The organism is Hymenobacter crusticola, assembly GCF_002154225.1.
In the GTDB taxonomy this organism is placed as follows: Bacteria; Bacteroidota; Bacteroidia; order Cytophagales; family Hymenobacteraceae; genus Hymenobacter; species Hymenobacter crusticola.
Genome location: NZ_MTSE01000020.1, coordinates 48601 through 67412, shown reverse-complemented (window position 1 = coordinate 67412; position 18812 = coordinate 48601). Strand labels below are relative to the sequence as shown.

The 18812-nt window shown below is 55.1% G+C and carries 13 protein-coding genes; 8 read left to right on the top strand and 5 right to left on the bottom strand.

What is annotated here, in order from left to right; translation table 11 throughout:
• Positions 1-19 precede the first annotated feature (19 nt).
• The 7 genes from cysD to BXP70_RS23380 all read left to right on the top strand — a co-directional run bounded on the left by cysD (position 20) and on the right by BXP70_RS23380 (position 11669).
• Positions 20-931: a sulfate adenylyltransferase subunit CysD gene (gene cysD, locus BXP70_RS23410; RefSeq protein ID WP_086596552.1), complete on the top strand. Its 912-nt coding sequence runs from the start codon at positions 20-22 to the stop codon at positions 929-931.
• Positions 932-1055: 124 nt separating this feature from the next.
• The gene (locus BXP70_RS23405) at positions 1056-2345 is read left to right on the top strand and encodes a sulfate adenylyltransferase subunit 1 (RefSeq protein WP_086596551.1); all 1290 of its coding nucleotides are present in this window, start codon (positions 1056-1058) and stop codon (positions 2343-2345) included.
• A 167-nt stretch (positions 2346-2512) separates the two neighbouring features.
• Positions 2513-4348 (top strand): assimilatory sulfite reductase (NADPH) flavoprotein subunit, encoded by a 1836-nt coding sequence (locus tag BXP70_RS23400; protein ID WP_086596550.1) that lies wholly within the window; start codon positions 2513-2515, stop codon positions 4346-4348.
• A gap of 423 nt (positions 4349-4771) precedes the next feature.
• Positions 4772-7675: a TonB-dependent receptor gene (locus BXP70_RS23395; RefSeq protein WP_086596549.1), complete on the top strand. Its 2904-nt coding sequence runs from the start codon at positions 4772-4774 to the stop codon at positions 7673-7675.
• A gap of 49 nt (positions 7676-7724) precedes the next feature.
• Entirely contained in the window at positions 7725-9461 is a 1737-nt protein-coding gene (locus BXP70_RS23390) for an NADPH-dependent assimilatory sulfite reductase hemoprotein subunit (protein ID WP_086596548.1), read from the top strand.
• On the top strand, positions 9454-10998 hold the full coding sequence (locus BXP70_RS30965) for a TSUP family transporter (protein ID WP_086596547.1): 1545 nt from the start codon (positions 9454-9456) through the stop codon (positions 10996-10998). The genes BXP70_RS23390 and BXP70_RS30965 overlap by 8 nt, the downstream gene beginning before the upstream one ends.
• Before the next feature lie 332 nt (positions 10999-11330).
• Positions 11331-11669, top strand: coding sequence for a hypothetical protein (locus BXP70_RS23380; RefSeq protein ID WP_086596546.1), 339 nt, complete (start codon positions 11331-11333; stop codon positions 11667-11669).
• A 95-nt stretch (positions 11670-11764) separates the two neighbouring features.
• On the opposite strand, the gene BXP70_RS23375 is transcribed toward BXP70_RS23380, so the two are convergent.
• From BXP70_RS23375 to BXP70_RS23365, 3 genes are all read right to left on the bottom strand, one after another.
• A complete protein-coding gene (locus BXP70_RS23375) occupies positions 11765-12523 on the bottom strand; it encodes a slipin family protein (RefSeq protein WP_086596545.1) in 759 nt (252 codons plus the stop codon).
• Between the two features lie 354 nt (positions 12524-12877).
• Positions 12878-13807: an MBL fold metallo-hydrolase gene (locus tag BXP70_RS23370; protein ID WP_218779847.1), complete on the bottom strand. Its 930-nt coding sequence runs from the start codon at positions 13805-13807 to the stop codon at positions 12878-12880.
• Between the two features lie 145 nt (positions 13808-13952).
• A complete protein-coding gene (locus BXP70_RS23365; protein WP_143436653.1) occupies positions 13953-14639 on the bottom strand; it encodes a hypothetical protein in 687 nt (228 codons plus the stop codon).
• A gap of 235 nt (positions 14640-14874) precedes the next feature.
• Between BXP70_RS23365 and BXP70_RS23360 the strand changes: the two genes are divergently transcribed.
• On the top strand, positions 14875-16749 hold the full coding sequence (locus tag BXP70_RS23360; protein ID WP_086596542.1) for a TonB family protein: 1875 nt from the start codon (positions 14875-14877) through the stop codon (positions 16747-16749).
• Here the strand turns inward: BXP70_RS23360 and BXP70_RS23355 are convergent.
• Together BXP70_RS23355 and BXP70_RS23350 are read right to left on the bottom strand one after the other, a co-directional pair.
• A complete protein-coding gene (locus tag BXP70_RS23355; RefSeq protein WP_086596541.1) occupies positions 16723-17274 on the bottom strand; it encodes a hypothetical protein in 552 nt (183 codons plus the stop codon). The genes BXP70_RS23360 and BXP70_RS23355 overlap by 27 nt on opposite strands.
• Before the next feature lie 87 nt (positions 17275-17361).
• A complete protein-coding gene (locus BXP70_RS23350; RefSeq protein ID WP_086596540.1) occupies positions 17362-18726 on the bottom strand; it encodes a M28 family metallopeptidase in 1365 nt (454 codons plus the stop codon).
• Positions 18727-18812 lie beyond the last annotated feature (86 nt).

The window sequence follows — 18812 nt, the reverse complement described above, 5'->3', positions numbered from 1 at the left end:
AGTTAAAGCAACAATTTGCATGAGTACCTCTCACTTAGATTACCTCGACCGCCTGGAAGCCGAAGCAATCCACATTATGCGGGAAGTGGCTGGGCAGTTTGAACGCCCAGCGCTGCTGTTTTCGGGTGGCAAAGATTCCATCGTGCTGACGCGGCTTGCCGAAAAAGCTTTCCGGCCGGGCCGATTCCCATTTCCCCTAGTACACGTTGATACGGGCCACAATTTCCCTGAGGTGCTCGCCTACCGCGACGAGCTGGCGGCTCGCCTGGGCGAAAAGCTCATCGTGCGCAAGGTAGAAGATACCATCAAGCAGCGGGGCTTGCGCGATGCCACTGGCAAGTTCCCCAGTCGGAACCCTTTGCAGACCTACACGCTGCTGGACGTAATTGAAGAGTTTGAGTTTGATGCCTGCATTGGCGGGGCCCGCCGCGACGAGGAGAAGGCTCGCGCCAAGGAGCGTATCTTTTCCGTACGCGACGAGTTTGGTCAGTGGGACCCCAAGCGCCAGCGCCCCGAGCTGTGGAACGTTTACAACGGCAAAATCCAGAAGGGCGAGAACGTGCGCGTGTTCCCCATTTCTAACTGGACCGAGCTGGACGTATGGCGCTACATCCAGCGCGAGAATATTGCCTTGCCCAGTATTTACTTTGGCCACGAGCGTACCTGCGTAGTGCTGCCTAGCGGCCAGCTGCTAGGGTTGAGCGAGCACCTGCAACTAGATGAAACCGACGAAATCGTGCAGCGCCAAGTACGCTACCGCACCGTGGGCGACTCAACCTGCACGGCAGCCGTGGAAAGCAATGCCAGTACTATCGACGATATCATCGAAGATTTGCTGCTCGCCAAAGTAAGCGAGCGGGGCGCTACCCGCCTCGACGACAATATATCGGAAGCGGGCATGGAAGACCGCAAGCGCAACGGGTATTTTTAGTGCTTAGTGCTTGGTAGGTAGTGCATAGCTATCTGACTCATGGAAGAGCCCTTTGTCATATAACTGCGCTGTCAACCAAGTAGAATCATCTAAGCACCAAGCACTAACAACTAAGCATTACAAAATGGATTTATTGCGTTTTATCACTTGCGGCAGCGTTGACGACGGCAAAAGCACCCTTATTGGTCGCTTGTTGTACGACAGCGACTCTGTGTCGCTGGACATACTGGCGGCGCTTGAAAACAAGCCAACCGTGCACGGCACCGTCGACCTAGCCTTGCTCACCGACGGCTTGCGCGCCGAGCGCGAACAAGGCATCACCATCGACGTGGCATACAAGTACTTCACCACGCCGCGCCGCAAGTTTATTATCACCGATGCGCCCGGCCACGTACAGTACACCCGCAACATGGTAACCGGCGCTTCCAACGCCGACCTAGCTATTGTGCTGGTAGATGCCCGCCTAGGTGTTATCGAGCAAACGCGCCGCCACTCGATGGTCGCGGCGCTGCTGGGCATTCGTCACTTTGTGCTGGCCGTGAACAAGATGGACCTAGTGGGGTACAGCCAGGAAGTGTTCGACCAAATTGTGGCCGACTACGCTGAGGTGGCCAAGCAACTTCGGCTTACTAACATCAAAGCTATTCCGCTCAGCGCTTTGCACGGCGACAACATCGTGGAGCGCTCCACGCACCTAACGTGGTACAACGGACCTAGCTTGCTGGAACACCTTGAAAGCGTGCCCGCCACGGAAGAAGCCAGCGTGCAAGAGTCGCGCTTCCAGGTGCAGTATGTGATTCGTCCTCAGACGGATGAGCTGCCCGACTACCGCGGCTACGCTGGGCGCATCCAAAGCGGCACGTACCGCAAGGGCGACAAGGTGACGGTGCTGCCCTCGGGCATTGAAACTGCCATCGAAGCTATTGAAATCAACCAGCAGGAAGTAGAAACGGCAGTGGCGCCCCAAAGCGTGATCCTGCGCCTAGCCGACGATGTGGACGTGAGTCGCGGCGACTCTATCGTGCCGGTGAAACAGGTGCCGCACATCACCCGTGAGCTGGAAGCGACGCTGTGCTGGATGGCCGAAGCGCCCTTGCGCGGTGGCCGGAAGTTTTTGCTGCAGCACCATTCGGCGCTGGTGAAGGCTTCGTTGCCCACGATCTTGTACAAGATTGATGTGCAGACCTTCACCCACGTGGCCACCGACGAAGCAAAGCTCAACGACATTGTGCGCGTGCGCCTGAAAACGGCCGCGCCCATCGTAGCCGACCCCTACCGCCAAAACCGCGATTCGGGCTCCTTTATTCTGGTGGATGAGCAAACGGGTAACACCGTAGCCGCTGGCCTAATTGAAGCCACCGATCCGGAGTTATTTACCGAAGCAGAACCTGGCGCCCTAGCCTTCTCCATCTAGGGGTTGTTTTTGGTCTTGCAGGGTGTAGAGACACCTACTTGTACCACATCGTTCAACGACTTTCGTTGAACGATGTGGTACAAACAACATCAGCAACGACGAGACACAAGTAGATGCCTCTTCACCAGCAAACCAGAAACCGCAGATAGAATACTCCATAAGCAAACATGACATCTTTACAAGGCACAACTCTTCCCGCGGGCCTCGACGACGCAACGCTTCAGCAACTCTCGGGCAACTTGACCGAGCAGCAACTGCTGTGGCTGAGCGGTTATTTCTACGGTCGTTATGCGGCAAATACCGGTGGGGCGCCGCCCCAGGCTGCCGCTTCGGTGGTGGCAGCTCCGGCGGCGGCGGCTGCGCCAGTGCCTACCATTACCGTACTCTTTGGCTCCCAAACGGGTAACAGCAAGAAAGTAGCGAAGCAGCTAGCGGACGCCGCTACCGGCAAGGGCCTCAAAGTAGAGGTGAAGGACATGAACGACTACGCCGGACGCAACCTAGCCCAGGAGAAGCTGATGCTGGTCGTTGTGAGCACGCAAGGGGAGGGCGACCCGCCCGTATCGGCGGAAGAGCTGCACCAATTTCTGTTCAGCAAGCGGGCGCCTAAACTGCCAGAACTGCGCTACTCCGTACTGGCTTTAGGTGACAAGAGCTACGTAGAGTTCTGCAAAACTGGCCGCGACTTCGACGAGCGTTTCGCCGAGCTAGGTGCCCAGCGCATCCTAGACCGTGTGGACTGCGACGTAGACTACGAAGCCGCTGCCGAAGGCTGGATTGAGGCCGTACTGGAAAAGATTAGCAGCGAGTTTGCGCCAGCGCCGGCGGCAACGGCCGCTCCCGCTGCCAGCGCCCCGGCCGCCGCGGTGAAAGCGGAGCCAGCAGCCGTTAATTACTCGCGCAAACATCCGTGGGAAGCGCGGGTGCTCGAAAGCATTCAGCTCAACGGCCGTGGTTCGTCGAAAGAAACGTACCACCTAGAGCTAGACCTAGCGAGTTCTGGCCTGCACTACGAGCCCGGCGATGCGCTGGCGGTGGTGCCCGTCAACGAGGACCCGCTGGTCGAAGAAGTGCTAAAGGCCGCCCGTTTGCCCGAAGGTGAATCGGTGGACCTAGGCACGGAACGGCTGCCGCTGTCGGCCGTGCTGGCGAACCGCCGGGAGCTCTCGGTGCTCACGCGTGATGTGATGGAGCGCTACGCCGCGCTGGCACCGCACGCCCAACTGCAAGAGCTGCTGGCTGATACAAAACAGCTGCAGCCCTACCTCTACGGCCGCGACATCGCCGACTTGCTCACTGATTTTCCCACGGAGCTCTCGGCCCAAACGTTGGTCGAGACGTTGCGTCCGCTGCCGAGCCGCGCGTACTCTATTGCCTCCAGCTTGCTGGCTCACCCCGATGAGGTGCACTTGACTGTGGGCGCCGTGCGTTACGAAGCTTTTGGCCGGCGCAAGCAAGGCGCCTGCTCGACCTTCTTGGCCGACCGCGTAGCCGTGGATGATGTAGTGAAAGTGTTCGTGGAGCACAATGAATACTTCAAACTGCCCCAAAACACGGATACTGATATCATCATGGTAGGAGCGGGGACGGGCGTGGCGCCGTTCCGGGCTTTCGTGGAGGAACGGGTGGAGCTAGGTGCCGCTGGCCGCAACTGGTTATTGTTTGGCAACCCCAACTTCACCACCGACTTCCTCTACCAGACCGAGTGGCAGCAGTACCTCAAGCAAGGCAAGCTCAATAAGTTGCACGTGGCCTTCTCCCGCGACCAAGCCGAGAAAATTTACGTGCAAAACCGCCTGCTCGAAAACTCGAAAGAAGTGTACGGCTGGCTCGAAAACGGCGCTAACTTCTACGTGTGCGGTGACAAAGTCCGCCTCGGGGCTGCCATCCAAACGGCCCTCACGGAAGTAGTACAGCGCGAAGCCGGTATCAGCGCAGAAGCTGCCGCTGACTACGTGCGCAACTTGAAGAAGCAGCGTCGTTACCTCGAAGACGTGTACTAATGCACCAAGTAAGCTAGCCGAGTTAAAAGTAAACGCTAGTGTAGTTCGTCTGTCAGGCTGACGCAAGAAGCTTCTTGCGTCAGCCTGACACCAGTTCAAAAAGCTGTTCAGTACGTGAAACGATCCTGACACCTCCTTGAAATACAGGTGGCGGCTAGCTTTCACCCTCTAGTACAGCAGCTTTAGTTAATAAAAACCACTGTTAAAGTTTTACTAATGAATTCGTTGCCTGTCATGGTGTGCGCTTTCCAAAGACGATGTTGTAGCCAGCGCTAACTGCCTGTACTGGCTAGCGCAGCCTTGGCCTCGTGCCACGGCTCAGCCACTAGCCAAGACGACTGGTTCGGCCTAATGGTCGTCGCGGGCCACTGGCGAGTGGTCATTCTGCTTACATCTCTCCCTAGAAATCACACATCATTGACAATGAGACATTACTATGCCTCTCTGTGGCTGTTGCTACTTTTAGTGCTAGTCAGCGCGGCACCCGCGTTGGCGCAAGACCCCATCATCGCCATCAGCGGCACCATCCGCGACAATAACAACCACCAGCCCCTGCCCGGTGTGACAGTCAGCGTGAAGAACGGCGCAGTGGGTACACAAAGCGACGCGAACGGTGCCTTTGCCCTGAAGGAGCGGTTGCGCTTCCCGTTTACTCTGGTTTTCAGCTTTATCGGCTACGAAACGCGAGAGCTCCAGGTAGCTAGCGCCAGCAGCCGTTTGCAAGTGTCGTTGGAGTCGAAATCGGTGCTGACCAACGAGGTGGTGGTTTCGGCCTCCCGGGTGGAGGAAAGCCGCCTGAAGTCGCCCGTCGCCATCGAGAAGCTAGATATCCGCGCCATCAAGGAAACGCCGGCACCTAGCTTTTACGATGCGCTCGAAAACGTGAAAGGCGTGCAGATGACGACCAGTAGCCTCACGTTCAAGGTGCCAAACACCCGTGGCTTCAACATCCCAAACAACTTCCGCTTTATGCAACTCGTGGACGGCGTGGATATGCAGGCCGCGACCCTTGGGGTGCCGCTCGGCAACGCCATCGGCCCAACGGAACTAGACGTGGCCAGCGTGGAAATCACGCCGGGAGCGGCCTCCGCTTTGTATGGTATGAACGCCATCAACGGCATGGCTAACCTCACGACCAAAAGCCCTTTCACGTATCAGGGCTTGAGCGTGTACCAAAAGGGTGGCGTGAACCACGTGGATGGCATCGACCGCAAACCTAGCCTGCTCACCGAATCGGCAGTGCGCTGGGCGCAGACGATCGGGCCAGATCAGCGCTGGGCATATAAGGTGAACCTGAGCTATTTGCAAGGCACTGACTGGCTCGCCAACACCCAGACCGATCAGAACCCACAGAACTTAACTACCGCTAATCCCGCGTTTCCCGAACTATCGGGGCGCTACAACCCAGCGGCCGACCTCTGGAACCGCTACGGTGACGATACCAACTCCTCACTGACGGTGAACATTCCGTACAACGGTAAAAGTCAGAACTTTACCGTGACGCGCACGGGGTACTACGAGAAAGATTTGGTGAACTCCACCGTGCGCAATATCAAGGCCGATGCGAGCCTGCACTATAAGCTCACGGATAAGTTGGAGCTAAGCTACGGCTACCGCTTCGGGCTGATGGATGGCGTGTTTCAGCGCGGCAACAAGATTCAGCTGGATGGCGTGACGGTGCAAAACCATAAGCTGGAACTGAAAGGTACCGACTTTACGGTGCGGGCCTATACGCTGATCGAGAATACTGGCAACTCCTACAACCTCAACCCGCTAGCCCTGAACCTAGACCTGCAAAACGGCTCGAATGCTGTGTGGGGGGCCAAGTTTAGAACGGCGCTGCAAAACTCTTTGCAATCGGGTACTGGCCTAGGTGATGCCATGATAGCAGCCCGTGCCGCCGCTGATGCTGGTCGTGCTGAGCCGGGCACGCAGGCTTTCAAAGATCTGAAGGCCCAGATTGTAGGCACCAATAACTGGGACAGCGGCGTGAACGTGAAGGGCGCACCCATTCCGGGTGGCGCGGCCCTCACCCAGCGCAGCCGCACCTACCACACCGAGGGCATCTGGAACTTAGGTCAGCGCATCAAATTTGCCGATGTGCTGGTCGGCGCGGATACCCGCGTGTACCAGATTATTCCCGACGGTAACAACTTCGTGGACTTCAGCCGCCCGCTCACCGAGCGAAATCAGCCCGGCGGCGACTATGTGTACTATAAGAAGTTCGGCGGCTTTGTTCAGGCTTCCAAGCTGCTGCTCGGCGACCGGCTGAAGCTCACCGGCTCGATGCGGGTCGACTACAATCCGGAGTTTACGCCCAAGGTTAACCCGCGCATTGCTGCCGTGTACACCGTTGCGGAAAAGCATAACTTCCGCGCTTCCTACCAGAATGGCTGGCGCTTCCCGTCCTTGTTTGAGGCGCTTTCCTTCGTGAATAACGGCAATGTGCGTCGCGTAGGCGGCCTAGCTCGCGTGAACGAAGGCTTGAACTATCTGCAAAACTCTTACACCCGCGCTTCCATCGACCGGTTCAACGCGGCCGTAAATGCTTATGTAGCAGCTAATAATGGCACCACGGCTTCCCAGGCGGCCTTGCTGCCCCAGAACCGCGACCTGCTGCAAGTCGCCAACTTGCCCAACGAGCAGCCTGAGCAGATCAACTCCTACGAAGTGGGCTACCGCAGCGTGCTGTTCGACAATAAAGTGTCGATTGACGCGGATGCCTACTACAACATCTACTCCGGTTTCCTAGGGCAGGTGGAGGTGAGCGTGCCGAAAGATGCCAGCGGCAACCAAGTGACGGTGGGCTCGGATGATGCTGTGCTAGCTGCCGTGCGCAGCAACCGCGACGCGCGTCAGGATCGCTACCGCGTGTACACCAACGCGCGTAACGATTACCATAGTTATGGCTCCACGCTCGGCGTGAACTACAACTTTTATCAAAAGTTTACGGTTGGTGGTAACGTTAACTACAACAGCATTTCCGCCAACGACCAAGCTGACATCTTTGTGACTGGGTTTAACACGCCCAAATGGGCTATCAACGCTTCCTTCGGTAATCGGGAGGTGGTGCGCAACCTAGGTTTCAACATTGCGTGGCGTCGGCAGAGCACCTTTTATTGGGAAAGCCCCCTCGCAAACGGCCGGGTGCCAGCCTACCAAACGGTGGATGCGCAAGTCAATTTGCGCGTGCCTACGTTGAAGACCACAATCAAGGTTGGCGGCGCCAATTTGTTCAACAACCGCTACATTCAGTACGCGGCCGGCCCAACCATCGGGGGGCTGTACTACGTGGCGCTCACGTTTGACAACACTGTACTTCATTAATAATTATATACCTAGCCTAGCTCTCCGGCGCTAGGCTAGGTCCCACAGCATGGCTGATACCTCAAGCAATCCGAAACTCTCCGAAGTCGAACATATCAAGACGGCCAGCAACTTTTTGCGTGGCACGATTGCCGAAAGCCTAGAGAACCCCATCACGGGTTCCGTGGCGGCCGACGATACCCAGCTCATCAAGTTTCACGGCTTTTACCAGCAAACCGACCGCGACTTGGAAAGCGAGCGGAAGCGGCAGAAGCTAGAACCATTGTACTCGTTCATGCTGCGCGTACGGGTGCCTGGCGGCGTGGTGAATGCCGAGCAGTGGCTACGCATGGACGAGCTGACGATCCGCTACGGCAACGACACACTCAAGCTCACCACCCGTCAGTCGTTCCAGATTCATGGGGTGCTGAAGCGCGACTTGCAGCGCACCATTCAGGGCTTTAACGACGTGCTGCTCGATAGCATCGCCGGCTGCGGCGACGTGAACCGCAACGTGATGTGCGCGGCCAACCCGCATGAGTCGGACGTGCACAAGCAGGTGCATGCGGTAGCGGCTACGCTCAGCCAGCACTTCACCCCGCGCACTACGGCTTACTGGGATCTGTGGCTAAACGGCCAGCAGGCGTACAGCAGCGCCCTCAGCACAGAAAAGCACGAGGAGCAAACCGACCACGAGCCCATCTACGGCCCAACGTATCTGCCCCGCAAGTTCAAGATTGCGCTAGCCGTGCCGCCGCAGAACGATACCGATATTTTTTCCAATGATATCGGCCTGATTGCCATTTCGGAAAATGGGAAGCTCGTGGGCTTCAACGTGGCCATCGGCGGGGGCCTAGGTATGACCTTCGGCATGCCCGAAACTTACCCGCGCCTAGCCGACCTGATCGGCTTTGTGCCGGTGGAAGACACGGTGGACCTGTGCGAGAAGATCGTGACGATTCAGCGTGACTGGGGCAACCGCGAAAACCGCAAGTTCTCGCGCCTCAAGTACACCATTGACCGGGTGGGCCTGGATACTTTTTTGAGCGAACTACGCCAGCGCTTTGGGCGTGACCTAGCTCCGGCTCAGCCCTACAAATTCGATACCTCGGGCGATACGTTCGGTTGGTCAGTTGGCGATGGGCTAGGGAAGGCGCACGTGACGCTGTTTATCGAAGGAGGCCGCGTGCACGACCAGCCGGGCTTCGAGTTGAAAACGGCGCTGCGCGAAATTGCGGAGTTTCACACCGGCGAATTCCGCCTGACCGGCAACCAGAACTTGGTGCTGGCCAACATCGAAACCACGCACCGCGCCCGCATACAGGAGATTCTAGAAACGCGTGGCGTGTGGGCCAAAACCGAGAAGCAAACGGCATTGCGCCTGCACTCCATTGCCTGCACGGCCTTGAATACCTGCTCCCTAGCCTTTGCAGAAGCCGAGCGCTACCTGCCGCACCTGCTCGACCGCCTCGACACGGTTATCCGGGCCAACGACCTCGAAAACGACGGCATCTTGATTCGCATGACGGGCTGCCCCAATGGTTGTGGCCGGCCGTACTTGGGCGAGATTGGTTTGATTGGTCGCGCGCCCGGTCGCTACAACCTCTACCTAGGTGCCGACCACCAAGGCGAGCGGCTGAACAAGCTCTACAAAGAAATGCTGGACGAAGAAGGCATTCTGCAGACGCTCACGCCGCTGCTGGAAGCCTATGCCAAGCAGCGCGAGGCCGGCGAGCGTTTCGGTGATTTCGTCATTCGTCAGGGCCATGTGCAAGCCACCACTCACGGACTAAACTTCCATGCCTAATACGCTGAACCCTGTGCCCGCCGAAGCAGAAGCTAGCCCAGCCAATACCGCTGCTGCGTCTGCCTCACCCGCCACGGCCAACCCATTGTTTCCGGTTTTTATCAAGCTGGAGCAGTTTCGGGTGCTACTCGTGGGAGGCGGCAACGTGGGCCTGGAGAAGCTAACGGCCATTCTGCGTAATAGCCCCGCCACCGCCGTCACGGTGGTGGGCACTACGGTGCAGCCCGCCCTACGCGAGCTAGCAGCACGTCACCCGCGCGTCCAAATATTCGAGCGGCCTTACTCCGACGACGACCTGAACAACCAGGACTTCGTCTTTGCCGCCACCGACGATCCGGCCCTGCATCGGCACATCAAGGTGCAAGCGGCGGCCCGCCACCTGCTCACCAACGTAGCCGACACGCCCGACCAGTGCGACTTCTATCTGTCGTCGGTGGTGCAGAAAGGCGACCTGAAAGTGGCCATTTCCACCAACGGTAAGTCGCCGACGGTGGCTAAGCGGCTGCGCGAGGTACTGGAAGAAACCCTACCCGATGAGTTGCACACGCTGTTGCAGCAAATGACCACCATCCGCAACCGCATTCAAGGTGATTTTGCGGAGAAGGTAAAGTCCTTGAACGCCGTGACGGCCGAGCTAGCTGGTGGACCAGCTTATGAGTCGCCGGCTACGGTGTACTGGCGCCGCGTGGCCACGGGTGCGCTCATCACGTTTGCCGCGTTCATTGCCCTCAACATTGCTTCCTTCTACATCACCCTGCCGCAGGTGTACGACGCCATGCGCAACGGTGGTATGTTCTACGCTTTCGTGGCCGTGGGCTTCGGGGCGCAGATCGTGGATGGCGTGCTCGGCATGGGCTACGGCGTAGTAACGGCCATCAGCCTGATGTCGCTTAATATCTCACCCGCTGCCGTCAGCGCGAGCATTCACACGGCGGAGATGTTTTCGAGCGGCGCTTCGGGCTATAGTCATTATAAGTTCGGCAATGTGAACAAGCGCCTATTCAAGGCCTTGCTCATCCCCGGTATTCTGGGCGCCGTCACGGGAGCTTACCTGCTGTCCCGTTTTGGGGAGGAATATGCTCGGTACGTGAAGCCCTTCCTAGCCGTATACCTGCTTTTGCTCGGTATTCGCATCATCGTGCGCGCTTTCAAAAAGCAGGAGGCGAAGCGCAAGATCAAGCACGTGGGTTGGCTAGCTGCCGCCGGAGGCTTCCTCGATTCATTTGGTGGCGGTGGCTGGGGGCCTTTGGTCACGAGTACGCTCATTGCCAAAGGTCGTACGCCGCAATATGTGATTGGCTCCGTGAGTCTTACGGAGTTCTTCGTGACCTTCTCCAGTGCCCTCACCTTCTTCGCTACCCTAGGTATCACGCACTGGCAAATTGTGCTAGGGCTGATTGTTGGTGGGGTGGCGGCGGCACCCTTCGCGGCGCGCTTGGCTGGTCGCTTGCCCATTCGAACGATGTTTATCTGCGTCGGCCTGATGGTAATTATCTGGAGCCTGTGGGCGCTACGGAAAACTTTCGGGCTGTTTTAAAGCCAACATCTACCTGACTGCGTGCAGGTATTCTTCGTACGGAAGCCGCCCGGTGGGCGGCTTTTGTTTTGTTGGCAGGCTCGTACAAGCGGTCATTATCTTTTTAAGAAGAAATTTTATGTGTGTAAGATTCAGGTAAGTACTACTGCTCCCAATGCTAGGTTGAGTAGGTACTAACCTAGCTACTGTCGTGCTATGGCCTATTGTTGAGTTACCGCCGACCTGGGAATATGTTTTGAGAGGCTTTGTTTAAGAATTTGATAATCAACATTAAAGAGGGGATTGAGTAGTAAGAGTGTTCATCTTCTTCCCAACCAAAAACCTTTCGCATTATGGAATCGTCCACTTCAGGAACCAGCCAACTCGACGCTACTCTACAAGCACTTGGTGGAGGCCTCAGCGCTGCTGCTCCCGCTGCCGCCAGCAACATCGACGGCTGGATTTCTACCCTTGATGGAGCCGGCAGCCCTGCGCTCAGCGCTATTTCTTCGGAGCTTAAAAATCTGAAGAGCGCTATCAGCAGCGGCGATGGTGCTCAGATCAGTAAGTCTTTACAAACCTTGGGCGAGCACACGAGCAAAGCGGCCGCCAGCGCCACCCCCGATGCTAGTGCCAAGCTTCAGCAGCTCGGCCAGACGCTAAGCTCAGCGGCCACTTCGCTGCAAGCGTAGGTTGTAAGTAGGCTTCCATCCAAAAACAGGCTGCCCCAATTGAGGCAGCCTGTTTTTTTTGGTGGGGAAAGACCGCAAGCGGCTTGCTTCTATGCCTACTCAGTGGCCTTTGCTAGCTTCGTTAGGCTCTGGGCGGCGTGGCTAAACTCGGAGGGGATGAGCACAATGGTCGTGGTGTTGTTGTCGATACCGATTTCCGAAACCATCTGCATGCGGCGCAGCTCCAGGGCCATTGGGCTGTTTTCCATCTGCTGCGCGCCCTGGGTGAGCTTAATGCTAGCTTCCAGCTCGGCTTCAGCTTTGATAAGACGGGCGCGCTTCTCCCGAATGGCTTCGGCTTCCCGCGCCATCGCGCGCTGCATCGATTCGGGGATCTCCACGTCTTTGATTTCAACCAGCTCAATCTTGACGCCCCAGCTTTCGGTGGCGGCATCCACGAGCTGTTGCAGCGTGGCGTTGATCTGCTGCCGGCCGCGCAAAACTTCATCTAGCTGGTGCTGCCCGATGATGTTGCGTAAGGCCGTGACAGCCAATTGGTAAACGGCCTGGTTGAAGTTGGCCACCTTAATAATGGCCGCATCTGGTGCCACCACCCGGAACCACAGCACCGCGTTGACCTTGATGGTTACGCTATCCTTCGTAATGGTTTCCTGCTGCTCCAGGTCAACGGTTTTGGTGCGGATGTCGATGGTTTGCTGGCGCTCAATAATGGGGATGATCCAGTACAGCCCTGGCCCGCGGGTGCCGGTGAACCGGCCTAGCCGAAACACAATGGCGCGTTCGTATTCCTGGGCAATGCGGAGGCCCAGCAGCAAAAAGACGACAATAATAAGGAGAATAGTTAGGAGTGTCATACAGGTGAAGGCTGCAAGCGTGAGAGATGAGACGTTAGATAGTAGGCGCGCTCAAATGAGCCTCTGTCTGTGCCATAACGTCCGTGTCGTACTCTGCTACAAAGCCGGTGCCGCCTATCAAATGATTGGAAGCTAGCTTTCTTGAAAGCCATTTGAGCGCACTAAAATAATGGCTATTAACTGTTTAAATAAAATGGAAAGAATGGGGCGCTTACACGAAGCACCCCATTCTTTCCATTTTGGAAAGAGATTTTTTACCGTTTCAGTAAGGTAGTAAGGTGGCGCTGAAAGCTGGTTTGCGCTATAGGCGTGCGGGTATTGTCCGTTGATTTAGGCGGGCACCATAGCGTATGTTTAGAGCAGCAAGCGTTGCCCCTGCTCAGGGAAGATAAGCTTCACCCCTAGGTTGTTTGCCTGCTGAAGCTGCTGCTGTATGCGCGTTTTGCTGTCGTCAGTGGGCTTCATATGGGTGATAATAACAGGCAGATTGCGTAGGGCCTCCACGCCGCTCAGCTGACCTAGGTTCGTTAGCTCCCGTAATAACAGCCGGGGTGTGAGGTGGCCGAAAAGCTGCGACTCAGGTTGTTCGTTGGGGTAGGAGGCTTCGATGAAAATGCCTTGGAGCTGGTGTGCTTTTACCAGTGGGGCTATGGCTTGCCACACATAGTGCAACCTGTCCGACTTCTCTATGACATCGGCGCCAGTATCGCCTAGGTAGAGCACGTACGCTTCCTGGCTACGCACGAGAAAGGCTGCGCTTTCGTAGGGTTTGCCGTGGCTGAGCGGAAAGGCTCGCACGCTCATGCCGGTACCAGCCACCGGAGTTTCGGTGCTAGGTGTTAGCCGTTGGTAGTGGTACTTCTTCAGCGTAGGCGCGGCACCCGTGTCCCCAAAATTCGGCCAGCTCGCCCAGTTCAGGTAATGGTTCTGGATTGTTTCCAAGCAGGCTGCTTGCCCGTAGATGGTCTTGGCCGTGTCGTCGGGGGCATTGAGCAGCAAGCCAGATAGGTGGTCGAGATGAGGATGAGAGATCAGATACGCCTTGATGTAGCGCCGTTGCACGACCTCCGCCGACACCTCAAAGGTTTTCGCCGTAATAGCACGCTCAACGCCCGCGTGCAACGTGCCTGCATCGAGGCTGACGTAACCAGTAGAGCCAATTGGAGCTAGCAGGTAAGCCGACAGATTATCCTCCGTAATACCGCCATTCACACCCAGGGGCACAACTTGGAAGGCTGGCTGCGGTGCCCGTTGCGCGAGTGCACTAAGAGGCAATAGAAGCACGCAGAAAATTCGGGAGAATAGATAAAAAGCTAGATGCAAGGGAAAACTGGTTTAGGCCTCAAAAGAGTTGATTGCCGCATGATGGTTCGGTGTTTAACGCTTCCTAAACAGCTCCGTTAGCGGTGCGCTTATGCGCAGCAAGCTATTATCGGAACTTGATTACTGTTGTATCATTATAGCCGACGGCGCGCTCCACGAAAGTGGAAGTATAGTCCCTAAAATCATAGTAATAGGTATTGGGGACTTTGTAGCGGTTGGCTGTCGTTTTATTGAACCGGTACGCACGATTAGGTACCACTTGGATGGTCTGCAAAAAATGGAAGCCCTGGTGAGCTTTTAGCGTATCATAGAATATAGTTCCGCCGACCCAATTGCCTGGGTCCCAGGTAACGTAGCCGAACGTAATGTCGGTTTTGCCACCTTTGTTGGTGTCAACGTCCAAGGTCACTGTTTTGTAGGGAGTAACAGCAAAATCCAAGTGGTTGGCGGTGCCGCGTTCCGCTTCCGCATACCCATCGAAGCCGTTTTCTACATCATACAAGTTCTGCTGCACAATAATGACTCTGTACGATCCGGCTTTCGCCGCTTCAAAAGAAAGGCTATAGTGCCCGGCCGCGTCGGTTTCAGCCGCCGTCAGAGAGTCGATAGATTCACCACTGAATAAAAAAGCTCGATGACGACGCACCACCACGGGCACCGCTGCCACCGGCTGGCCAGTGTATTTGTTGAGCACGGTGCCTTCTACGGTAGTCATCCATTGACCTTGCTTTTCACAGGCCACAAACAGCAAGGCGCTTAGGATCAAATACAATCGAGTCGGCAGCTGTTTCATGGGGGCGCTTGTGGAAGGGTTATACCTGTACCTCGTATAGCAGTCGTAGTTAAGGTTACAGGTGGGTCGTCTGGCTCAGGCAAAGCAGCGTAGTATCCCCCTTGCAAAAGGGTGAGTAACTAGCTTCTAGCGCTGTTCCGCAACGTAAGGTAATTACTTAATTACGAAGGCATTTTCCTATATTTCACGCCACTGTTTCTGCCTATTCTAGCCTATCCTTCTTCAGCGTATATCTATGACAACCGTCCGAAGCGCTTTGCTTGTTTATTTCTTATTGATAGTTGTTGGCGTAAGTGCACAGAGCGTTCCTGCCACCACTCCAGAGCGGAAAATAGAGTATTACGATCGGTACGGAGCTAGGCTTCCATCCGCCCTCGGCGCCGACCATCGGGTAGAAACCATCTACCAGGATAGCGTGGCGGCCACCGTGCGAGCTTATTATTCCTCGGGTAAGCTGAAAAGCAGCAAGCAGTATGCTAATCTGCGCCGCAGCGTGCTAGAGGGCGTCTACTCACAATGGTATGAGAATGGGCAGGTGAAGCGGCAGGAAACGTACCTAGCCGGCCGCTTGCAGGGGGAGTTGCGCAGCTACTACCCGGATGGCACGCTCAAGCGCCGAGAGCGATACGAAACGGGGACACGCAAAACTGGGGAATGCTTTGCACCCGATGGCAAGGTCGTGGCCTACAAGGAAAACGACTTGCAGCCCACGTACCCAGGCGGTAACGAAAAGATGCAACAAGATATTAGCCGTAACACGCGCTACCCGCGCGAGGCGCTACGCCAACAAGTAAGCGGCAAGGTGTTCGTTTCCTTTTTAATTGACGCTGATGGGGTCGTTACCGACGTTTTCGTCGTTCATTCGCCGTCGCCGCTCCTGAATAATGCCTCTGTGCAAGCCGTCAAGCACCTGGGCAAGTTCACCCCCGGCCAGCAGGATGGCGAAGCGGTGCACACCTGGATGACGGTGCCCATCACCTTTGCCATCTCTACAGGGCAAAATGGGGCCGCGCTTCTGAGTGCCAGCGCCGCTCCGAGCAAGACACAGCCTGAGCTTCCGAAGTATTCGGGGGCTAGCGTTTATCGACTAGCTAGCTTCCGCGATTCGATGCACCAATCTAGTGGGAAAGCTCCGGTAGTGTATCTGCATTATTTCACCTACGACAGCCTAGGTCGGCCACGCACGCATCAGCTGAATTATTTGAACAGCGGCAAATTGATGTCGGTGTCTAAAATGCAGTACGTGTATGGAAAAAATGGTCAGCTACAATCAAAGATTGATAAGAGAACTAAGTATCTATATTTCTACAATCAAAACGCGCAATTAATAAAAATAGAATTCTATATCCTCACGCAACAGCAGTGGCTATTGTGCGAGCGAACGGTGATTAATGAAAAAGAAAGTTTAAAGAATGGGAAAAAGGTCTACTCAGTTGTGCTCGAGAAAACAGAGAGACCAGATAAAGAAACCCTACGTTCATACAGCCTTACTGATTTTACTCTGTTGCCCAGTGGCTTGATAGAAAAATCAATTGTATATCGATACAATTATGCCGACCTGAAAGTGCCGACTGTATATGCCTATTCGTATGACAGAAAAATAAACCCGTTGAAAGATCTTTTTATTCAACGGTGGTATCACCACGGGATAGAAGAAGAAGGCTTACTTAATTTAGTAGAGAAGAAACAGAATGATAAACCGTTTAGAACAAATATATATACCTACAACAACCTAGGTTTTCCCACGAAGAGCATCAATAAAAATGGTGTGCTGCAGCCCTACCGCACGACAACCTACACATATGCTCAAATCACTTTGCCAAAGGAGAAAGCCGCACTAAAATTGGGGGAGGGCGCTGGGAACAGCGTATCTGTTTTCCCAAATCCAGCTTCTACAAACGTAACCATCCAAGCGACTGGCCTAGGAAAAGGCAGTGTATCAGTTCAGCTCTATACGGCTGCTACGGGCCAGTTGCAACGCAATGCTACTTACCAAGTAGCTGATAAATTAGAAGCTAGCCTGTCCGTTAAAGAGCTGCCGGCGGGAGTTTATGTGGTGAAAGTTGTTGGGCCTGCCACTACGTTAGAGAGTAAGTTGTTGGTTGAATAGCTTTTTTAAACCGTATTCAAATAGTAAATGGGTTATAAGTGTTGGCATATTCAACTTAGGCTTGTCTTGTATTACTGTAAACAAGATGGCATTGTTTGTAATAATAACAACTGCTGATTTTACATAAGTTGTGTTATATCCCAAAGAGGATTTGTTTAAAACGCAACAGTATTTTGATTTATGATAAATTTTGTAGCCGCTATTAGCAGCAAAATCGAGTAATATCTCTCTGTTTTTTGTTTTATCAAATGCATTCTCAATCTTGCTAAGCTTCTTTTCTGTGAATTTTCTATAAATTACGTATGTGCCAAATGTAATAATTGCAGGGAATATAGTTATTAAAATAAACTTTTCATTAGCGCTTTTAAAGCTAAGAGTACTTATTTCATACAAAGTGTATAAAACTATAGCGCCAAAAATGAAGTAGATAAAAAGACGATCAAACTCCTCTTGCCAGCTCTCATCTAAGATGAGCCTTTGGTTGTCTATACTCTCTTGAACTTGTATAGTAGTTACTCTTCTCATTGAACTCGTCCAAGATACTTAACTGACTCACGCAGGTGTGTATGAAGCGACCTAATGCAGATCGCTTCATACATACCTGCAATTTCCCTATCTAACAGGCTTAGGAATGACCGGCAGGCTTTCGTGCCCCGCTTCATCTACCGAGGCCACCCCGAAGATGTAGTTGTCTTTGCTGTGGGGGAGGTCGGCGGTGGTGCCGGGGAAGAAGAACTTCTGCTGCCACACAGGGCTGCTGGTTTCGCGCATCAGCACGTAGTAGCCAGCGGGTTTCCGACCGGTTTTGGGGGCATCCCATTTTAGCTCGGTGCGGTTGGTGAGCTTGGCGGTGAGCACACCCACGTTCTGCGGCGCGTCGGGGGCGAGGGCTAGGCTTGCCATCGTGGCTAGGTTCACGCCGGTATTCTTGCGCAGGTATTGATAGTCCACGAACTCCGGGTTGTCGCCGTACACGATGTTATTTTCGGTGCGCAGATCCTGGTGTTGGTGGTTGAAGTTTTCGTTGGGCTCGGTGAAGCGCACGGCCGTGAAGCCTTGCTGGTTGAAGGGCGTGTGGTCGCCGCCGCGCAGGAAACGGTCGGGACGATACTCGACCATCACGCCGAAGTCGGGCACGTACTGCTCACAGGCCGTTTTGGCATAGCGGGCAAGCTGCCGACTAGAAGCGTCGTTTTCGCTGCTGAGTGTGCGGCGTAGCTGAGCTTGCTCGGGCGTTTCGGTGGCCGGCACGCCTTCGCTGAATACCCGAATGTGCTTGTTGTCCGAAATCTCGGGGTCGTAGCCGTGCGAGTTGCCTACGATGTCGTTGTTGAGCATGCCCACAACGTTCCAACCTAGCTTTTTAGCCTTCTTAGCGAGGTAGCCCGAGCCGAGCAGGCCCTGCTCTTCGCCCTGTACGGCCACGAAGATGAGCGTACACGGATACTGCTTTTGTGACATCACGCGGGCCATTTCCATCACCAGCGCCACGCCAGAGGCATCGTCGTTGGCGCCGGGCGCGTCGCTGGTGCGGTTCATCACGTCGGTCACGCGCGAGTCGAGGTGTCCGCTCACGATGAATACGCGGTTGTCGTTGGGGTCGGTACCGGGCAGCGTGGCCATCACGTTGGCCATTAGCGTTTTCTTGTCCACGCGTCGGCCGTCGGGGTTGAGCGTGAAGGTGTCTTGCTCGACTTTCAGGCGGTTGCCGCTGGCTTTGGCGTACTTCTTAAACTCCTGCTCGACCCAATTGCGCGCCGCTCCAATGCCGCGCTTCTTGTCTTTGGTGTCGCTCAGCGTATGACGGGTGCCGAAGGACACCATCTTGCGGATATCATCTTCCAAATTTTTGGCCGAAATGGCTTCCACCATTTGCTTGATAGAGGCATCGGGTGTGGTGGGCGGGGCACTTTGAGCACGCAGTAAGGCAGGCGCAAGGCTGGCAGCAGTGGCCAAAAAAAGGTAAGAAAACTTCATAGAGTCGGTGTTGAAAGAATAAGGCTTGACGGATGATGCAGGTATGAGTTCCTGCAGAACAGGCTGGCCTAAATTAACGTGTAAAG